The 19,017-nt window shown below is 69.5% G+C and carries 16 protein-coding genes and 2 riboswitches; of the genes, 7 read left to right on the top strand and 9 right to left on the bottom strand.

Annotation, left to right across the window (positions count from 1 at the left end; genetic code table 11):
* Position 1: 1 nt before the first annotated feature.
* Entirely contained in the window at positions 2 to 1,282 is a 1,281-nt protein-coding gene (locus QSJ40_RS09115) for an aspartate aminotransferase family protein (RefSeq protein ID WP_285730389.1), read from the bottom strand.
* A 63-nt stretch (positions 1,283 to 1,345) separates the two neighbouring features.
* Here QSJ40_RS09115 and QSJ40_RS09110 point away from each other — a divergent pair, with 63 nt between their 5' ends.
* Entirely contained in the window at positions 1,346 to 2,344 is a 999-nt protein-coding gene (locus tag QSJ40_RS09110) for a D-2-hydroxyacid dehydrogenase (protein ID WP_006214553.1), read from the top strand.
* An 83-nt stretch (positions 2,345 to 2,427) separates the two neighbouring features.
* Here QSJ40_RS09110 and QSJ40_RS09105 read toward each other — a convergent pair whose 3' ends face one another.
* From QSJ40_RS09105 to gcvP, 4 genes are all read right to left on the bottom strand, one after another.
* Positions 2,428 to 3,858 carry an L-serine ammonia-lyase gene (locus tag QSJ40_RS09105; RefSeq protein ID WP_006214554.1) on the bottom strand — a complete coding sequence of 477 codons (1,431 nt, stop codon included), beginning with the start codon at positions 3,856 to 3,858 and terminating at the stop codon, positions 2,428 to 2,430.
* A 7-nt stretch (positions 3,859 to 3,865) separates the two neighbouring features.
* Positions 3,866 to 4,246 carry a glycine cleavage system protein GcvH gene (gene gcvH / locus QSJ40_RS09100; protein ID WP_006214555.1) on the bottom strand — a complete coding sequence of 127 codons (381 nt, stop codon included), beginning with the start codon at positions 4,244 to 4,246 and terminating at the stop codon, positions 3,866 to 3,868.
* A gap of 87 nt (positions 4,247 to 4,333) precedes the next feature.
* Complete coding sequence (gene gcvT, locus QSJ40_RS09095; protein WP_006214556.1) at positions 4,334 to 5,491, bottom strand: glycine cleavage system aminomethyltransferase GcvT; 1,158 nt, start codon at positions 5,489 to 5,491, stop codon at positions 4,334 to 4,336.
* Complete coding sequence (gene gcvP, locus QSJ40_RS09090; protein ID WP_051990443.1) at positions 5,488 to 8,553, bottom strand: aminomethyl-transferring glycine dehydrogenase; 3,066 nt, start codon at positions 8,551 to 8,553, stop codon at positions 5,488 to 5,490. The genes gcvT and gcvP overlap by 4 nt, the downstream gene beginning before the upstream one ends.
* A 41-nt stretch (positions 8,554 to 8,594) precedes the next feature.
* Positions 8,595 to 8,699, bottom strand: a riboswitch (glycine riboswitch).
* A riboswitch (glycine riboswitch) is annotated at positions 8,700 to 8,798 on the bottom strand.
* A 161-nt stretch (positions 8,799 to 8,959) separates the two neighbouring features.
* Here gcvP and QSJ40_RS09085 point away from each other — a divergent pair.
* The 4 genes from QSJ40_RS09085 to QSJ40_RS09070 are packed head-to-tail and all read left to right on the top strand — an operon-like array spanning position 8,960 to position 11,757.
* The gene (locus QSJ40_RS09085; protein ID WP_157796633.1) at positions 8,960 to 9,988 is read left to right on the top strand and encodes an SGNH/GDSL hydrolase family protein; all 1,029 of its coding nucleotides are present in this window, start codon (positions 8,960 to 8,962) and stop codon (positions 9,986 to 9,988) included.
* Between the two features lie 25 nt (positions 9,989 to 10,013).
* Positions 10,014 to 10,559: an S-layer homology domain-containing protein gene (locus QSJ40_RS09080; protein ID WP_006214560.1), complete on the top strand. Its 546-nt coding sequence runs from the start codon at positions 10,014 to 10,016 to the stop codon at positions 10,557 to 10,559.
* Between the two features lie 23 nt (positions 10,560 to 10,582).
* A complete protein-coding gene (locus QSJ40_RS09075) occupies positions 10,583 to 11,152 on the top strand; it encodes a DinB family protein (RefSeq protein ID WP_006214561.1) in 570 nt (189 codons plus the stop codon).
* A 32-nt stretch (positions 11,153 to 11,184) separates the two neighbouring features.
* Positions 11,185 to 11,757, top strand: a complete 573-nt coding sequence (locus QSJ40_RS09070) for a mycothiol transferase (protein ID WP_006214562.1) — start codon at positions 11,185 to 11,187, stop codon at positions 11,755 to 11,757.
* A gap of 3 nt (positions 11,758 to 11,760) precedes the next feature.
* Here the strand turns inward: QSJ40_RS09070 and QSJ40_RS09065 are convergent, their stop codons facing one another.
* Positions 11,761 to 12,306, bottom strand: coding sequence for a hypothetical protein (locus tag QSJ40_RS09065; RefSeq protein WP_006214563.1), 546 nt, complete (start codon positions 12,304 to 12,306; stop codon positions 11,761 to 11,763).
* A gap of 518 nt (positions 12,307 to 12,824) precedes the next feature.
* Positions 12,825 to 13,415: a DUF6318 family protein gene (locus QSJ40_RS09060; protein WP_157796634.1), complete on the bottom strand. Its 591-nt coding sequence runs from the start codon at positions 13,413 to 13,415 to the stop codon at positions 12,825 to 12,827.
* A gap of 335 nt (positions 13,416 to 13,750) precedes the next feature.
* On the opposite strand from QSJ40_RS09060, the gene QSJ40_RS09055 reads away from it, so the two are divergent.
* Positions 13,751 to 15,022, top strand: a complete 1,272-nt coding sequence (locus tag QSJ40_RS09055; protein WP_006214564.1) for an FUSC family protein — start codon at positions 13,751 to 13,753, stop codon at positions 15,020 to 15,022.
* Positions 15,023 to 15,081: 59 nt separating this feature from the next.
* The gene (locus QSJ40_RS09050) at positions 15,082 to 16,449 is read left to right on the top strand and encodes a galactokinase (protein ID WP_006214565.1); all 1,368 of its coding nucleotides are present in this window, start codon (positions 15,082 to 15,084) and stop codon (positions 16,447 to 16,449) included.
* 66 nt (positions 16,450 to 16,515) lie between these two features.
* On the opposite strand, the gene QSJ40_RS09045 is transcribed toward QSJ40_RS09050, so the two are convergent.
* Positions 16,516 to 17,958 carry a sugar porter family MFS transporter gene (locus QSJ40_RS09045; RefSeq protein ID WP_006214566.1) on the bottom strand — a complete coding sequence of 481 codons (1,443 nt, stop codon included), beginning with the start codon at positions 17,956 to 17,958 and terminating at the stop codon, positions 16,516 to 16,518.
* Between the two features lie 306 nt (positions 17,959 to 18,264).
* Entirely contained in the window at positions 18,265 to 19,017 is a 753-nt protein-coding gene (locus tag QSJ40_RS09040; RefSeq protein WP_006214567.1) for a GntR family transcriptional regulator, read from the bottom strand.

The raw sequence follows: 19,017 nt of genomic DNA, 5'->3' as shown, positions 1-19,017 counted from the left end.
CTCAGGCGCCGGTGGTGCCGGACGGGGCCGAGGAGACGACGGCGTCCACGGCCGCCTCGAAGCGCTGCAGGCCCAGGGCGATCTCCTCCTCGCTCACCACGAGCGCGGGGATCAGGCGCACGACGTTGCCCGCCGGACCGCAGGTCAGGCTGAGCAGGTCCTGCTCCGTGGTGGCCTGCTGGACCGCGGCGGCGGTGGCGGCATCAGGGGAGCCGTCCGGCGCGGTGAACTCGATGCCCTGCATGAGCCCCAGGCCGCGGACGTCGCCGATGACCGGGAAGCGCTGCTGGATCTGCTTCAGTCCGGCCTGCAGCTGCTCGCCGCGGACCCGGGAGTTCTCCACCAGCCCCTCCTTCTCGACCACCCCGAGCGTGGCCACACCGGCGGCGGCCGAGACGGCGTTGCCTCCGTACGTGCCGCCCTGCGAGCCGGGCCAGGCCTTGGACATCAGCTCGGTCGAGGCGGCGATCGCGGAGATCGGGAAGCCGGAGGCGATGCCCTTGGCGGTGATGAGGACGTCCGGGCGTGCGGAGCTGTGCTGGTGGCCCCAGAACTTCCCGGTGCGCCCCACGCCGGCCTGGACCTCGTCGAAGATGAGGACGATCCCGTGGCGGTCGGCGCGCTCGCGCAGCCCCTCCAGGAAAGCGGGAGGCGTGGGGATGTAGCCGCCGTCGCCCAGCGCGGGCTCGATCAGGAAGGCTGCGGTGTCCGAGGGCGCGGTGCGGGTCTGCAGGAGGTAGTCGAGCTCCTTCAGCGCGAACTCCACGGCGGTCGGCTCGTCCCAGCCATAGCGGTAGGCGTAGGGGAAGGCGGACATGTGGACCCCGGCCATCAGCGGGGCGAAGCCCGCCGAGAACTTGGTGCCGGCGGTGGTCAGGGAGGCCGCGGCGACAGTGCGGCCGTGGAAGCCGCCCTGGAACGCGACGATGTTGGGGCGGCCGGTGGCCATGCGCGCCAGGCGGATCGAGGCCTCGACCGCCTCCGAGCCGGAGTTGGCGTAGAACACCGAGTCCAGCCCCTCCGGCAGGACCTCGCCGAGCTTCTCCGTCAGCTCCAGCAGCGGCTTGTGCATCACGGTCGTGTACTGGGCGTGGATGATCTTCCCGACCTGCTCCTGGGCGGCGGCCACGACCTCCGGGTGGCAGTGCCCGGTGCTCGTGACGCCGATCCCGGTGGTGAAGTCGAGGTACTCGCGTCCGTCGGTGCCGTAGATCCAGCTGCCGCGCGCGTGATCGACGACCACCGGGGTCGCCTGCTTGAGGACGGGACTCAGAGATGTCATGCCTCACATTCTCCGAACCGCGCCGCAGGATTGTCAACAATCCGACATCGCTACAGTGGAGGCATGAGCACCGCGAGCCCGTCCCCGCAGTCCGAGTCCCGGCCCCGCCTGGTCGTCCTCACGACCGAGACCACGCCGCCCCCGTCCGGCGCCGCCCGCTTCGAGGAGCTGGCCGAGGTGACCTGGACCGATGCCGAGGGACTGCCGCAGGCGATCGCCGGCGCGCAGATCCTGCTCGTGTGGGACTTCTTCTCCGGGGCCCTGCGCGAGGCCTGGCCGCAGGCCGATGCCCTCGAGTGGGTCCATGTGGCGGCCGCGGGCGTCGATTCGCTGCTGTTCGACGAGCTGCGCGACTCCCCCGTGACCGTCACCAACGCGCACGGGGCCTTCGACACCCCGATCGCCGAGTTCGTGCTGGCCTCGATCCTGGCCCACGACAAGCAGCTGCACCGCTCCGAGCGGCTGCAGCGCGAGCGCACGTGGCAGCACCGGGAGACCCAGCTGACGGCGGGCAGCGCAGCGCTGGTGATCGGCACCGGCGGCATCGGCCGGGCCACGGCGCGGCTGCTGAGGGCCGTGGGCATGGAGGTCATGGGTGCCGGTCGCACGGCGCGGCAGGATCCGAACTTCGGGACGATCATCGCCAGCGACGAGCTCGCCGAGCACGTGGGGTGGGCCGATCACGTCGTGCTGATCGCGCCGCTGACCGAGCAGACCCGCGGGCTCGTGGGACACGAGGTGCTCGAGCGCATGAAGCCCACTGCCCATCTGATCAATGCGGGCCGCGGCGCGCTGGTGGACGAGCCGGTGCTGATCGCCGCCCTGCAGGAGGGCCGGATCGCGGCTGCCTCACTGGACGTGGTCTCCCAGGAGCCCCTGCCTCAGGAGTCGCCGCTGTGGGAGATAGACAACGTCCACCTCTCGGCGCACATGAGCGGCGACGTGGTGGGCTGGCGGGACACGCTCAGCGACCAGTTCGAGCGCAACCTCCGGGCATGGGTCCAGGGGCGTCCCCTGACGAACGAGGTCGACAAGCAGAAGGGCTACGTCCGAGGCTCCTGACCGCTCTCCACCCCGCCGAGTGGACAGCTGCTTGCGCTATAGCTGCACATAGCGCAACTGGGTATCCACTCGGCGGGAGGGGGTCAGCACTCGACGACGTTGACGCCCACGTTGACCGCCAGGCCTCCGCGCGCGGTCTCCTTGTACTTCTCGGACATGTCCGCACCGGTCGAGCGCATGGTCTCGACCACCTGGTCCAGGCTCACGAAGCCCGGCTCGGACTCCTCGAACAGCGCCATGCGGGCCGCGTTGACGGCGGTGGCGGCTGCGATCGCATTGCGCTCGATGCACGGCACCTGCACCAGGCCGGCGATGGGATCGCAGGTCAGACCCAGGTGGTGCTCCATGGCGATCTCGGCGGCCTTCTCGACCTGCACCGGCGTGCCGCCCATGACCTGGGCGAGGCCGGCCGCAGCCATGGACGACGCCGAGCCGACCTCGCCCTGGCAGCCGACCTCGGCGCCGGAGATCGAGGCCTGCTCCTTGATCAGCGACCCCACGGCCGCCGCGGCCAGCAGGTAGTCCACGGTGATGTCCTCGCGCGAGCGCTTCTCCGGCCCGCGGGCGGCCGGGGTGTAGTGCGTGGCGTAGAACATCACGGCCGGCACGATGCCCGCCGCGCCGTTGGTGGGTGCGGTGACGATGCGCCCGCCCGAGGCGTTCTCCTCGTTGACGGTCAGCGCCACCAGGTTGACCCACTCGACCCAGTGCTGCGGGTCGAAATCGGTGTCGATCGCCTTGAGCCGGGCGTGCCACTCGGGCGCGCGGCGGCGCACCTTGAGCCCGCCGGGCAGCGGCCCCTCGCGCTCCAGGTTGGAGTTCTTGGAGTCCTCCATGACCTGGGCGATCTTGAGCACGCCCGCGCGGACCTCCTCCTCGGGACGGCGCGCCGCCTCGTTGGCCATCGCCAGCTCCGTCACCGAGATGCCATGGGACAGGCAGTGCCCCAGCAAGCCCTCCGCGTTGGAGTACGGGTACGGGATGGCGACGTCGCCCTCGTCCGGGATGGGATCCTCCCCCTCCACCGGATCGACGAGCACGAACCCGCCGCCCACCGAGTAGGCCGTCCGCTCCGCCAGGACGTTGCCGTCGGCGTCGTAGGCGGCCATGGTCATGCCGTTGGGGTGGTACGGCAGCAGCGTGAGCGGATGCTGGACGATGTCCTCGACATGGAAGTCGAGCTCCACCGGCTCGTCGACGCCGTCCAGGGCATCGCCCACGCGCAGCGGGTGCCCGGCGGCCAGGGCCTCCTTGCGGGAGTCCATGGTGGCGGGCAGGACCTTGTCGGGCTGGTGGCCCTCCAGGCCGATGAGCACGGCGTCGAACGTGCCGTGCCCGCGGCCGGTGGATGACAGCGAGCCGTAGAGGTCGACCGCGATGCGGTCCAGACGCGGCAGCAGCCCCTCGCCCACCAGATCGGCGACGAAATCGGCCGCCGCGCGCATGGGGCCCACGGTGTGGGACGACGACGGGCCCACGCCGATGCTGAAGAGATCGAAGATGCTGACGGTCATGTGGTGATCAGTCCTCCTGCGCTGCGGCGTAGCCCTCCGGGCTGAGCAGCTCGCCCTCGGACTCCACCTCCACGGTGAAGAGCCAGGCAGCGCCGTAGGGATCCTCGTTGAGAGCGCCCGGGTTGTCCACGACGGCGTCGTTGATCTCGACGACCGTGCCGGTCACCGGCGAGTACAGCTCGGAGACCGACTTGGTCGACTCGACCTCGCCGCAGACCTCGCCTGCGGTGACGGAGGCACCGGCCTCGGGGAGGTCGACGTAGACGACCTCGCCCAGCGCGTCGACGGCGATCTGCGAGAGGCCGACCTTTGCCGGCGAGGAGGAGTCGATCCACTCGTGCTCAGCGGAGTAGCGGTAGTCCTTGTTGACCTTGTCCAGAGCGCTCATTGCCTGGTCCTTCCATGGTGGGGTCCTGCTGCGGGGTGGAGTCCAGCGCCGGGGCGGGCTGGCGTCATGCGGCGAGACAGCTCCGTGTCAGCTCTCACGCTTGTAGAAGGGGAGCTTGACGACGCGGAACGGTGTGGGCTTGCCGCGCAGGTCCACATCGAGCTCGGTGCCGGGCTCGGTGAGCTCGGGGGACACGAAGGCCAGGGCGATCGCGTGGCCCAGGGTGGGGCTCGGGGCGCCGGAGGAGATCTCGCCGACCTTCTCGCCGTCCTTGAGCACCGCGTAGCCCGGGCGGGCGGCGCGCTTTCCGTCGTTGACCAGGCCGACCAGCTTGGAGGAGGGGCCCTCCTCCTTGATCTTCGCCAGGGCCTCGCGGCCCACGAAGGAGTCCTTGGTCTTCAGCGCGACGATCGGCAGGTTCGCCTGGTACGGGTTGATGTCCTCGGAGAGCTCGTGGCCGTGCAGCGGCATGCCGGCCTCCAGGCGCAGCGAGTCGCGTGCGGCCAGCCCGCAGGGCACCAGGCCATGGGGCTCCCCGGCCTTCTCGAAAACGCTCCACAGGCGCTCGGCCGCCGTCGGGTCCGACTCGATGTCGATGTAGATCTCGAAGCCGTCCTCGCCGGTGTACCCGGTGCGGGCCAGCTGCACGGGCAGCGGGCCCTCGGGGGTCGTGAAGACGACGTCCGTGATGGCGTAGTACTTCACGTCCTTCACGGCCTGCGCGGACTGGGCCTCCACGGCCTCGAGCAGCACGGCCTCGGAGGCCGGGCCCTGCACGGCGATCAGCGCGGTCGCCTCGGTGCGGTCCGTGATGGTGACGTCGAAGACGGTGCCGTCGGCGGCCGTGGTGCGCTCCTGGAACGCGGCCAGCGCGGCCGGGGTGTTCGACGCGTTGGGCACCACCAGGAAGGTCGTCTCGCCCAGGCGGTAGATGATCAGGTCGTCGATCACTCCGCCGGCCTCGTTGCACAGCAGCGAGTACTTGGCCTTGCCGATCTCGATCGCGGACAGCCTGCCCACCAGCGCGTAGTCCAGGAACGCGGCGGCATCGGGGCCCTCGATGAGCAGCTCGCCCATGTGGGAGAGGTCGAACTGACCGGCGGCCTCGCGCACGGCCCTGTGCTCCGCCATGTCCGAGCCGTAGCGCAGGGGCATCCACCAGCCGCCGAAGTCGGTGAAGGAGGCGCCCAGCCGCTCGTGGACGGGGGTCAGAGCCGTGGGACGGGATGCTGCTTCGGTGCTCATCGTGCGCTCTCCTGGCTGGGCTGGACGGTGGTCTTGGTCTCGCTGTCAGCCTGGGGCTCGGCGGAGGTGTCCGGCTCGGTCTCGTCGACCGTCTCGAAGGCCTCGGGCGGCGGGCAGCTGCACACGAGGTTGCGGTCGCCGTACGCGCCGTCGATGCGCCCGATCGGAGGGAAGTACTTGTCCACCCGCAGGCTCGGCACCGGGAAGGCCGCGGTCTCGCGGGAGTACGCGCGGTCCCAGTCGTCCGAGACGAGTGCTGCGGCCGTGTGCGGGGCGTGGCGCACGACGGAGTCGGCCTCCTCGACCTCGCCGTCGACGACCTGCTGGATCTCGCCGTGGATCGAGATCATGGCCTCGATGAAGCGGTCCATCTCGGCCTTGTCCTCGGACTCGGTCGGCTCGACCATGAAAGTGCCGCTGACCGGGAAGGACTCGGTGGGGGCGTGGAAGCCGTAGTCGATCAGGCGCTTGGCCACGTCCGCGACCTTGATGCCCGACGCATCCGTGAGCTTGCGCAGATCCAGGATGCACTCGTGGGCGACCAGGCCGTTCTCGCCCGTGTAGAGCACCGGGAAGTGCTCGTTGAGGCTGCGGGCGATGTAGTTCGCGTTCAGCAGGGCCACGGCGGAGGCGCGGGTCAGGCCGTCGCCGCCCATCAGGGCCAGGTAGGCCCACGAGATCGGCAGCACGCCGGTGGAGCCCCAGCGGGTGCTGGTCACGGGCAGGCCGCGGCCGTTCGCGGCGGCATCGGTCGGCTGGTCGACGTCGTGGCCGGCGTCCGAGGCGCCGCCCACGGTCGGGCGACCGGGATCGCCCTCGAGCGGATCTCCGGGCAGGAAGGGCACCAGGTGCTCGGCCACGGCCACCGGGCCGACGCCCGGGCCGCCGCCGCCGTGCGGGATGCAGAAGGTCTTGTGCAGGTTCAGGTGCGAGACGTCGCCGCCGAACTGACCCGGCTGGGCGAGTCCGACCATGGCGTTGAAGTTCGCGCCGTCCAGGTAGACCTGGCCGCCGGCGTCGTGGATCTTGCCGCAGACCTCGCGGACGTCCTCCTCGAACACGCCGTGCGTGGAGGGGTAGGTGATCATGATGCCGGCGATCGCGCCCTCGTTGTCGGCGATGGCCTTGTCCAGGTCCTCGTGATCGACGGTGCCGTCGGGCGCGGTCTTCACGACGCGCACGCGCAGCCCGGCCAGCACCGCGGAGGCGGCGTTCGTGCCGTGCGCCGAGGCGGGGATCAGCACGAGGTCGCGGGACTCGTCGCCGCGGGAGATGTGCCAGCGGCGGATCGCCAGCAGGCCGGCGAGCTCGCCCTGGGAGCCGGCGTTCGGCTGGATCGAGACCTTGGCGTAGCCGGTCAGCTCGGCCAGGCGGGACTCGAGGTCCTCCACCAGGTGCTGCCAGCCCTGCATGCGCCAGGCCGGGGAGTACGGGTGGACGTCCGCGAACTCGGGCCAGGTGATCGAGGCCATCTCGACCGCGGCGTTGAGCTTCATGGTGCACGAGCCCAGCGGGATCATGGTGCGATCCAGGGCCAGGTCGCGATCCGAGAGGCGGCGCAGCCAGCGCATCATGGAGGTCTCGGAGCGGTGGGTGTTGAAGACCTCGTGGGTCATGAACTCGGAGGTGCGCACCAGCGCCTCGGGCAGCGCCGGAGCGGCCGTGGGATCTGCCTCGGCCTCGACCTGCACGCCGAAGGCGCCGAGCACGTCCGCGACGTCCTGCGCGGAGGTGCGCTCATCCGCGGAGACGCCCACGTGGTCGTCGTCCACGCGGCGCAGGTCGATGTCGTTCTCGGCGGCGGCTGCGAGGATTTCGTCGGCGCGGCCCGGGACGCGGGCCACGACGGTGTCGAAGACCTGATCGGAGACCAGCTCGATGCCGGCATTCTGCAGGGCATCGACGATCGTGCGGGCACGGCTGTGGACGCGACGGGCGATCCGGCGCAGGCCGTCCGGGCCGTGGTAGACGGCGTAGCAGGCGGCGACCTCGGCCAGCAGCGCCTGGGCCGTGCAGATGTTGGAGGTGGCCTTCTCGCGGCGGATGTGCTGCTCGCGGGTCTGCAGGGCCAGGCGGTAGCCGGGGCGGCCGGTGTCGTCGTGGGAGACGCCGACCAGGCGGCCGGGCAGGCTGCGCTGCAGGTCCGAGCGCACCGCCATGAAGGCGGCGTGCGGCCCGCCGGCGAACAGCGGGACGCCGAAGCGCTGCGAGGTGCCCACGGAGATGTCCGCGCCCATCTCGCCCGGGGACTTCACGAGGGTCAGGGCCAGCAGATCGGCCACGACGGTCGTCATGGCGCCGGCGCCCTTGGCCTGGGCGATGACATCGGTCCAGTCGTGGACCTTGCCGGAGGAGCCCGACTGCTGGAGGATCACGCCGGCGATGCCGTTCTCGCGCTCGAGCTGCTCCTGCGGGATGCCCTGCGAGAGGTCCAGGATCTCCAGGTCCATGCCCACGGCGCGGGCGCGGCCCGGGATGACGGCCAGGTGCTGCGGGAAGAGATCCGCATCCACCAGGATCGCGCCGTTCTTGGCCTTGCGGTTGGCGCGCTTCATCAGCAGCGCGGCCTCGACGACGGCGGAGGACTCGTCCAGCAGCGACGCGTTGGCGATGTCCAGGCCGGTGAGGTCCTGGACCATGGTCTGGTAGGTCAGCAGCAGCTCGAGGCGGCCCTGCGAGATCTCGGGCTGGTACGGGGTGTAGGCCGTGTACCAGGCCGGGGACTCGAGCAGGTTGCGCTGGATGACCGCGGGGGTGTCGGTGCGGTAGAAGCCCTGGCCGATCATCGGGCGGCCCGGCTCGTTCTGATCCGCGATGCCGCGCAGGGCGCTGAGGACCTCGGCCTCGCTGAGGGCGTCGGGAAGGTCCAGCTCGCGGTCCATGCGGATCGACGCCGGCACGGCCTGATCCACGAGCTCCGCCAGCGAGCCCACGCCCACGGCGCTGAGCAGCTGGTCGATCTCCTGGCCGCGCGGGCCCACGTGGCGGTCCACGAAGGCCAGTGCGTCGGAGCTGACGCCCGAGGCGCTCACGGCGCTGTCAGCAGGTGCGGAAGGGCTCATTGGGGAACTCCTTGGTCTGAGGGGGCATGCCCCGGCCGGTTCCTCCCCGCTCTGTCATGGGACCTGAGAGTTTCCGCGGGTGGGCCCGCTTGCTCCGTCGGTGCCGGTCACGACCTGGGGGTCGATCCCGGGCTTTCCAGAGGTGCCGAGCGATCCCGGTGCCGGTGCCTGAGAGTTTCCCGGGGAGGGTTGCTCCTACGGCGCCCGCGCGGCGGTGTCCGCGGGGTCTCTCCCGGAACCGCTCATCGGCGTGGTCTGTCGTCTTCCGGTGTGAGGGTACCCCGCGTCACAGAGCGTCTCCAAGATGACGGAGTCTCTGTGGGCTCACCCAGATTTGTAGCCTGAAGCCCCCCAGTGCCCACAAGCGGCGCCGTTCAGATCCCCCGAACAAAGGCCTACCGCCCATATGACCCCCCACGCCGCAGGAAGGCCCCAGCGCCCTGCCGCCCTGCCCTCGACCGCCGCCGGACACGGCCCCTCACGCCGCGCAGTCCTGGCAGCCACGGCGGCGGCCCTCACCGTCAGCGCCGCCGGGGCAGCGGCGACGCAGGCTTCGGCCGCCGAGCGGCCAATCGTGCTGTGGGGCAGCTCGTCGGCCGCCTCCTATGCCAGCGCCATCACCGACGGCTTCCGGGTGGTCCATCTGGACACCGAGCTCGCCAGGCTGCTGGGAACGACCGTCACCTCGGAGGCCACGCCCGCCGCTCGGTCGCCCGAGATCCTGATGGCCCGCTCCGAGAAGGCCGCCGCGCGCCTGGACTTCCGCTACATGGGAGCAGCCGGAATGCTCCCCGCCTCCGGAACCCTGGTTCTGCCCACCCTGGATCGCCGCGTGCCCGAGTCCGGTCGCTCCTACCCCGGCACCATCGACGGAGTTCCGTTCGACCTGCGCTATGTCGCAGGGACCCACCGCAAGGTGGAGATCCGCCGCGCCTCCGCCGACTCCCCCGTGCACGTGGGCGTCTCGGCTCGGTCCCGCTGGGTGACCGACCTGGAGGCGCGACACCGCGGCAGCACGCACCTGCTGTGGATGGGCAAGAACAACATCGGCGACATCGATCGCGTCCTGGCCGATACCCGCGCCGCCTATGACGTGGAGCCCGAGTCGACGCTCGTCCTGGGCCACTGGAAGAACTTCCTGGACACCCCCGGCACCGCCGCCTACGACCGGGTGGACACCGTCAACCGGGCCTATGCCCGCGAGTACGGGGCTCAGTACCTGGACATCAATGCCGTGCTCACGGATCCGCAGCGCTGGCAGCATCTCGAGCTGCGCCGCTACAGCATCGGCTCCACGGCAGCCGACCGTCAGCGCGCGTCATGGGGCATGGCCCCGCTCGAGCTCAAGGGCGACAGCTACCACCTCAACCGCTTCGGCTACCTGATCGTCGCGACCGCCATCGCCGAGAAGCTGCGCGCTCTCGGCTGGTACTGAGCCGACGGCCCCGAAAGGACTCCTCATGGCGACATTCCGGGACATCAGCAGCCGATCCGCCTTCGCGGCGGAGATCGGGTGGGTCTCCGAGCTCGGCTACCTCCGCGGCTGGGGCGACGGCAGCTTCCGACCCCTGAGCACCATCAAGCGCGACGCCATGGCCGCGGTGTTCCACCGCATGGCCGGCTCGCCGGACTTCACCGCGCCGGGGCGATCGCCGTTCACCGACGTGCGCCCCGGCCAGCAGTTCTACCGGGAGATGTGCTGGGCGCGGGAGCGCGGTCTGCTCAACGGCTGGAGCGACGGCACGTTCCGCCCGCTGGACCCGATCGACCGCAATGCCACCTGCGCGCTGTTCTACCGTGCGGCCGGCTCTCCGGCGTTCACCGCACCGGCTCGCTCCCCCTTCCGCGACCTCACTCCGCGCTCCGCGTTCTACAAGGAGATCTGCTGGGCCCGCAGCGTCGGGATCACCACTGGCTGGGCGGACGGGACCTTCCGCCCGCTGGAGTCCACAGCGCGCAATGCCATGGCGGCGTTCATCAGGCGCTTCGACCTGGCCGTGGGCTGAGGCCGCATGGGATCGTCGTCCGCATGACGACGAATCCCCTGACCTCAGCCGCCGTCGAGCAGCTGCAGTGGCACTGGCAGAACCTGCTGCGCCCTCGACTGGAGGGACTCACGGACGAGGAGCTCCTCTGGGACCCCACCGGCGATGACCAGCAGGCGTGGACGGTGCACTCCGCCGACGAGCAGCGCACCGCGCACCAGGCCGGGGCCGGTGACCTGGTCATCGACTTCGACCTCGTCGAGGGGCAGCCGCAGCCGTTCACGACGATCTCGTGGCGGCTGGGGCACGTGATCGTGGGCGTGCTGGCCGCGCGCAGCCACAGCCACTTCGACGGCCCCGAGGCCTCCTACGGCACGTGGGAGTTCGCGGGCACCGCCGACGAGGCCCTCGCCCAGCTCGATCGCGAGGTCGAGCGGTGGCTCGACGGCCTGCGCAGCGTGGACGACGAGCGCATGCAGCAGCCGTGCGGACCGGCCGAGGGCCCGTGGGGCGATCGGCCCTTCGCTGACCTGGCCCTGCACATCAACCGCGAGGTGATTCACCATCTGGCCGAGGTCGCGCTGCTGCGGGATCTCTGGGCCCATCGCGGCTGAGCCTGTTCAGCCCCAAGCACCAGGAGGCTCGCATGCCCTTCTTCACCCGCCAGGTCACCACCGAGCACGATGCGCTGGCCGCCTTTGCCGCTCAGCAGATCCGCCAGGTCGCCACGACACTCCAGGGCCTCGACGCCGAGCAGCTGCGCAGGACGCCCGCCGCCAGCCAGATGAGCCTCGGCGGCATCGCCCGGCACTGCCTGTTCGTGGGCAATGAGGGGATCTTCGCCGCGCTCGATCCAACCCGCGCCCGGACCCACGGCACCCGGGACTTCCAGGCCGGCGTCCCCTCCGCAGACGCGGTCCACGACGACGACACCGCCGAGTCCCTGATCACCGCCCTGCATGACATGGCCGCCTGGGTCGAGCACACGGTTCCGTCGGTGGACCTGGAGGCCCGCATCCCGGTTCCGGACAAGCCGTGGTTCCCGGATGACGTGGAGTCCTGGCCTGTGCGCTGGGTGGTGCTCCACGCGATCGAGGAGTACGCCCGCCATGCCGGTCATGCCGACATCCTGCGCGAGCAGATCGACGACAAGGGCGCCTACGAGCTCAACGCCCTGGCCGACGGCGAGCCGTGGGCCCCAGAGGACTGGGAAGCCTGAGGCTCAGCAGCCGACGCCGCCGGGGTTGTCGAAGCAGTCGTCGGCGTAGTTGCGCACGGTCGAGCGCCAGACGCTGAGTGCGACGGGGTCGCTGCTGACCGTGCTGGTGCCGTCGACCGGCAGCCAAGGGCCACCGCTGACCGAGTACTCGCCCGCGAACTCAGTGGTCAGCACCACCGACACGTCGCCGGTGTCGGCGTACTGGTGACTCGTATCGGTGGGCTCATCCCACGAGCCCGCAGGAAGCGGACCGCCGCTGAGCTCCGTGGGGCCGAAGGTCGTCCCATCGCCGTAGTCCCAGGTGAACGACACCGGGGTCACTCGCACCTGGACGGGGAAGCCCGCCAGTTCGGTGTCGAAGACCTGGTCCTCCGCTGAGGCGTACATGTTGGTGTGCAGACCCACGAGCGTGTCCGGCGCCGGCTCCACCGCGGTCACCGCCGGACTCACCTCCAGGCGACGCAGATCCTCCACGGTGAAGACCGGCAGCGGCATGGGCTCATCGCCCTCGGGGACCTGATCCGCCGGCGAGCAGATGGGGTCACTCACTCTTGTCGTGCTGTCTCCTGAAACAGCGAACTCGACATAAAGGTTCTGCCCGGCCGACCCATCAGCCAATGTGCATGCCTCTTGCTCTGCGCAACCAGATTCATCTGAGGAGCCAGCACAGAGGTCAACTAAAGAGTAGTCCGCCGTTTCAACACTCGGCGCACTTCTATTCCCGTCCTCAAATTCACTCTGAGTTGAATACTGACGGAGAACCTTCTGGAAATGTTCGACATCCCCTGAAGAAACTATCTGCCCCGACGGCCCTGGCGCCTCTCCCGCGCCCGGGGAGTCGCCAGAGTTACCCCTGGAAGCCTCAGGCCCTCTAGCACCCCTAGCGCTTGCCTCAAATCTTAACTCCACACCAGAGCCGACCGCATGCGCGCTGGAAACCTCAGCTTGTCCACGGAATCCGTCACGGCGAATCTCCCCATCGTCAGCCACGCCAGGGGTGCACGCCAAGAACGCCATCAGCGCAGTGCACGCCAACACCTCGAGTGGCCGTCTAACCATGATCTGTCCTATATAGCAACCGGGGTGGGCTGAATTAATATCCACATTCCGGCGGAATATTCCATATGGACATAAATCGGTTCGCTGTCACCTGAGATAGGAGCGAACTCGTGGGCGACGCTTCCATCAGACTCCCAAATCGTCAGACCAGAATAATCCACTTCGGTTCGCGGAGCTGGATATCCAAATGAATCAACCGGCATGTCCTCGTCAATTATCCGAATGGTTTCCTGGCCCGAACTTGCCCAACCGCCTGAATCATACACTTCTTCTATGTCATTATACTCTTCCGTACATGATTCACATTCTTCCGCCGTGATCTCCCTGATCAGCGACGTATCCCCCGTCTGCCAGGCATATGCGCGCGTATCAGCGAGGTAATCGAGGAACGCCTGAGCCCCCTCGTAGCTCTCCCCATCGGCCAGCGCGGGCTTCTCCGGCTTGGGGACGTTCTGCGCAGGGCCGTCGGCGGAGGCCTCGACGTACTCTCCGTCGCTGCCTGGCGACTTGTCAGTCGCCGCCTCGGAGGCCGTGCTACTGGAGCCGTCGGGGCCGTCGTCCGTCGGGGCGCAGGCCGTCAGCAGCACTGCTGCGACCATTGCGGTGGCAGGCAGGACGAGGGATCTCGCGGTCATCGGATGGCCTCCGGCTCGATGCCCCTGCAGTCTCAGGCGCATGACGACAAGTGCCGTGATCGTAGGCCGCAGTCACAGCGTCACGACAGTGGGTCGTCGAGACCTGTGGATGACCCGGACGAACGTGCGTCACAGCAGGTCACGGGTCGAATCTTCATGAACAGTCACGGCAGAAATCCGTCGCCTGCACCCATCGACCCGAGGCCATGCGGACCGCTAAAGTGACCGGCGCGTAGATCTCTTCTCGCGCCCCTCAAGCATCTGATCCCGGGCACTCGCCCCGCTTGAACAGGACTGCCGTGCGCCTCTCCTCCCAGCCGTCATCGGCCTCGCGCGACGACGATGATTCGCTGCTGCGCCCCTGGCACAACAGCACGATCAACTCGTCGCGCCTGCTGCTGGCCCTCAAGGCGGCGCTGGCCTGCATGCTCGCCTACATGGTCGCTCCGTTCATGCCGGGCGTCGTGGCGCAGTACCCCTACTACGCCCCTCTGGGCGCGCTCGTGGCGATGTACCCGAGCCTCACGGGCTCGCTGCGCACTGCGGGGCAGACGCTTCTGGGACTGGGCGTGGGCATGCTCCTGGCCCTGACAGTCCAGCTCACGCCGTGGCCGGTGGTCATCACCCTGTTCCCCGCCATCGCCCTCGGCGTCATCCTGGCGGGCGTCCGCAGGTTCGGGGCCGGGGCGGACTACATCCCCATCACCGCGCTGTTCGTGCTGGTGGTGGGCGGGCCCAACGCCGACAACTACTCGCTGGGCTACATCGTCCAGATGGCCACCGGTGCCACGATCGGGCTGATCGTGAACTACGTGGTGGCTCAGCCCGTCGACTTCCGCTCCGCGTCCCTGGAGCTGGGGCGGATCGAACGGCTGATGGTGTTCTATCTGCGCGACGTCGCCATGGAGGTCCGCACGCCCGGCTCGACCTCGCGCACCGACTGGGTGGAGGTCAACTACCAGCTCGCCTCGGTCGCCGCGGAGGTCCGCGGCGTCGTCGAAGCCACCGCCTCCACCGCCAAGGGCAACCCGCGCATGATGCTGCCCAACAAGAAGGGTCAGGACCCCGGTCTGGCCCGTCTGATCCGCGTGGAGCACGTCTCCTTCTACATGCGCGACCTCACCGACGCCCTGCGCAGGCTGTTCGCCGAGGACGGCTCCCACATGGTGGTCCCCGCCGACGTCTCCCGCGAGCTCGAGCGCACGCTGCGCGCCGTCGCCGAGGTCATGCGCGTGGCATGGAAGGTGGACACCGAGTCGTTCTCGACCATGACCACCTCCCTGTCGATCGTGCCGCTGAACCTGGACGACGAGGAGAAGGACGAGGTCCAGATCCTGGCCGCGCGGGCCCGTGCGCGGGTGAGCGATCTCTCGAACGTCCTGGAGAACCTCGAGATGCGCAACACCTGGGACCACTGGTGGCTGGTCACCGTGGGCACAGACCTGGAGCGCGTTCTGCAGGTGGTCACGACCCACGGCGCGTCGAACCCGCCGCCCAAGCCGCGCCGGTCGTTCCGACCGCGGCGCACCGCGCAGGGCAGTGGCACGCAGCACGAGCGGCGCCTGCGCTGATAGCGCGTCCGGCACCGGGTCTAGAGTGGGGGCGCACTTCTCAGCACCAGGAGGCCCCCGTGCACCAGCCCCACCCCGCGGAGCCGGGATCTGCCGCACCCGAATGGGTGCCGCACCCCGACAATGCGGTGATCGCGCGCAGCGGTCTCGAGAACTTCGAGAGGGTCTTCGGCCGCAGGCCGGAAGGCATCTGGCAGTCCCCGGGCCGCGCGAACCTCAACGGAGAGCACATCGACTTCCTGGGCGGGCGCTGCCTTCCGCTGGCCCTGCCCTACGGAACGCTCGTGGCTGCAGCACCGCGCACCGACGGCCTCCTGCGCATGCGCACCCTGGAGCCCACGCTGGACGAGGGGATCGTCGAGGTCCGCGTGGAGGACATCGGCCCGGGCCGTCCCGAGGGCTGGACCGGCTACGTGGCCGGCGCCCTGTGGGGCCTGCACGAGGTGGCGGAGTGCACCCCCGGGATCAGCATCCCCGAGGGCTTCGGAGCCGACATGCTGATCCGCTCCACTCTTCCCGTGGGCGGCGGCCTGTCGTCCTCGGCCGCGCTGGAGTGCGCCTCGATCCTCGCCTTCGCGGGGATGATCACCGGCTCCGACGAGCACGACGACGCCCGCCGCGCAGCCCTGGCCCATGCCTGCATGATGGCGGAGGTCCGCGTGGTGGGTGCGAACACCGGCGGGCTGGATCAGACCGCGAGCCTGCGCTCCCACGCCGGCCAGGTGGTCTCCCTGGACTGCCGCGACTTCTCGATCACCTACCGCCCCGCCGACGCGCTGCTGGACGGGCACCGGCTGATCGGCGTGGACACGCGCACACCGCACTGGCTCGGCGGGCACGAGTTCTCCTCCCGCCGCCTGGACGCCGAGGCAGCCGCCCGATTCCTGGGCGCCGACCGCCTGCGGGACCTCCTGCCGGAGACACCGTCCCAGGACGACGTCGAGACCGTCCTGCGCCGCTGGGAGGATGCCGCGCCCACCGCCGAGCAGCTCGTGGGCCGCGACCCCGGCGACGCCTTCCGCCGCCTGCGCCACGCCCTCACGGAGATGCTGCGCTCCGAGCAGATCGACGCCCTGCTCGCCGGCGAGACGGGGGTTTCGGTCCCCTGCGCCGTCGGGCGGATCCTCACCAGCGGACACGCCTCGATGCGCGACGACGCCGAGGCCTCGTTCGCCGCCGCCGACCTCATCGTGGACACAGCGCTGTCCGCCGGCGCCGACGGCGCACGGCTGATCGGCGGCGGCTTCGGCGGCTCGGTGCTCATGCTGGTCCCCGAGCAGAACGTGGAGGCGGTCACGGAGGCCGTGGCCGCAGCCGTCGTGAAGGCGCACCTGCCCAGCGTGCGCTTCCTGGACATCCAGCCGGCCGACTCGGGCCACCTGGTCTGCCGCGACTGCGTCGAGCTGGCCGGGATGGGCTGCAGCTGAAACGCGGCGGCGCCGCCGGTCCGGGGACCGACGGCGCCGAGCAGTGCGATCGAGCGATCGACGGGATCAGGACTCCTTCTGCACCTGGAAGATCGCGCCGGTGGTGACGTCCTCCTCGACATCCTCGAGGCTGCGACCACGGGTCTCCGGCAGGAACTTGAACATCACGGCCACAGCGATCAGGTTGACCACGGCGAAGCCGAAGAACGTTCCGGTGAGCGAGAACGCCTCCACGATGTTCAGGAAGAACCGCGAGAGCACCGCATTAGCGATCCACAAGCAGAACACCGAGATGCCCATGCCCACGGCGCGCATGTGCAGCGGGAAGATCTCGCTGAGCAGCACCCAGGTGGCCACGTTCAGGAACGTCTGCATGGAGCCCACGAAGGCCACGATGAAGATGAGCAGCACCCAGGGTCGAGCCGCGGAGCCCTCCGGCAGCAGCAGCGAGGACAGCCCGATCAGCAGGTGGAACGTGGCGGTCAGGCAGTAGCCGGTGATGATCGTGGTGCGGCGATTGATCTTCTCCATCATCCACAGGGCGATGAACGCGCCGACCACGGCGATGATGCCGGGGGCGATGTTGGCGATCAGCGCCGCCTGGCGGCCGAAGCCGGCCTGGCCCAGGACGATCGTGCCGTAGTACATGATCGAGTTGATGCCGGTGAGCTGCTGGAAGACCGCCAGGGCGATGCCCACGAGCAGGATGCGGCGCAGCCACTTGTTGCCCAGGACGCTGGAGATCCCGGTCTCATGCGCCTTGGACTCGAGGTTCACGAGCGCGCGGACCTCCGCGAGCTCGGCCTCCGCGCGCTCCTCGGACCGGATGGTCTTCAGCACGGCGAGCGCCTCGTCGTAGCGGCCGCGGGCCATCAGCCAGCGCGGCGACTCCGGGACGCGAATCATACCGATGAACAGCGCGATCGCCGGCAGGGCCGCGACCAGCAGCATGATGCGCCAGACGCCGTCGATGTGCCCCAGGATGCTGCCCAGGATGGCGTTCATGATGAACGCGGCGAGCTGCCCGACGACGATCATCATCTCGTTGCGCCCGGAGAGAGAGCCTCTGATCTCATAGGGCGCCAGCTCTGCCAGGAAGACCGGCACCACCGTGGAGGCGCCGCCGACCGCCAGACCCAGCAGGAACCGTCCGACGAGCAGTGTGGCCAGCCCCGGCGCCAGGACGCAGGCGAGCGTTCCCACGAAGAAGATCAGGGACAGCAGGATGATCGTCTTGCGGCGGCCCCAGCCATCGGAGAGCCGGCCGATCAGCGCCGCGCCCAGGGCCGCGCCCACGAGCAGGGTGCTCGTGACCAGGCCCTCGTTGTCGACCGTGAGCCCGAGCTGCTCGGACATGGGCTCCAGAGCGCCGTTGATCACGCCGGTGTCGTAGCCGAAGAGCAGACCGCCCATGGTCGCCACGAGGGCGACCTGGCCCAGGCGCTTGGAGTGCGGACCGCTGGCAAGCGGCGGCAGTGAGATCTTGCTCGGCAGCGGTTCAGCGGCCATGGTGACTCCTTCGTCGTCAGAAGCGACGGCTTCAGCCGTCGATGGCCGTCCTGAGGGAAGCGGCCCGGTGGATGCGGCAGGTGACTCGCATCACGTTCTGAAGGTCAAGATACGTGCGGCGCATCGCTTTGTACAGACAAATTGCCAGATCGATGGGAGCGCTTTCTCAGCGTCTGATCACCGTGGATACGGGGAGTGGAAAGGGCCCACCGAAGAAGGGGCACGCCTGTCACCCGTTCGCTAAGGCTCACATCTCATTACCGGAGAGTCATGTGTCCGGACATGGATCGGCCGGTTGGGTTCGAGTCACTCGACGAGAGTGGCCTCGAAGGCGTAGTGCGAAGCGCGGTAGAGGTGGTGGCCCACCTCGATCACGGAGCCGTCATTGGCGAAGACCTTGCGATCCATCGTCAGCAGGGCCGCACCCTCCTGCTCGTGCAGCAGCGGCGCGTGCTCGGCATCGGCGACGGTCGCCCCGATCCGCTCATGCGCCACGGCCAGCCGCACGCCCTTGTCCCGCAGCGAGGCGTAGAGGCCCCGCTCCAGCAGCTCCTCGCGCGAGGGGGCGATCCGCTCGGGCAGCGTGTTGCGCATGACCGCCAGCGGCTCTCCATCCGCATAGCGCAGCCGGACGCACTCCATGACGAGCTCACCGGACTCCAGCAGCAGGCGCCCAGCGACCTCCGCGCTGGGACGTCCGACGCGATACTCGAGCACGTCGGTCCGGGGCTTGCGCCCGGCGCCGGACAGGTCGTCGAACAGGGAGGTCAGCGCCACCGAGCGGTTGACCCGGGACTTCACGACCTGGGTGCCCACCCCGCGCTTGCGCACGAGCATGCCCTTGTCCACGAGCTCCTGGATGCCCTGGCGGACGGTGGGCCGGGAGATCGCCAGACGCTGGGCGAGCTCGACCTCGTTCTCGAGCCGGGCTCCGGGGGCCAGGTCGCCTGACTGCAGCGCCCGCTCGATCCCGTTGGCCACCTGGAGGTACAAGGGCGTCGGCGACGACCGATCGATCTCGATGTCGACGGGGAAGAGCTCCGTGGTCGGCGTGTCCAT

This window comes from Kocuria sp. NBRC 114282, assembly GCF_030268385.1.
Taxonomy (GTDB): Bacteria; Actinomycetota; Actinomycetes; order Actinomycetales; family Micrococcaceae; genus Kocuria; species Kocuria palustris.
Note: the sequence above shows the minus strand (reverse complement) of the source record. Positions and strands in the feature narration are given on the sequence as shown.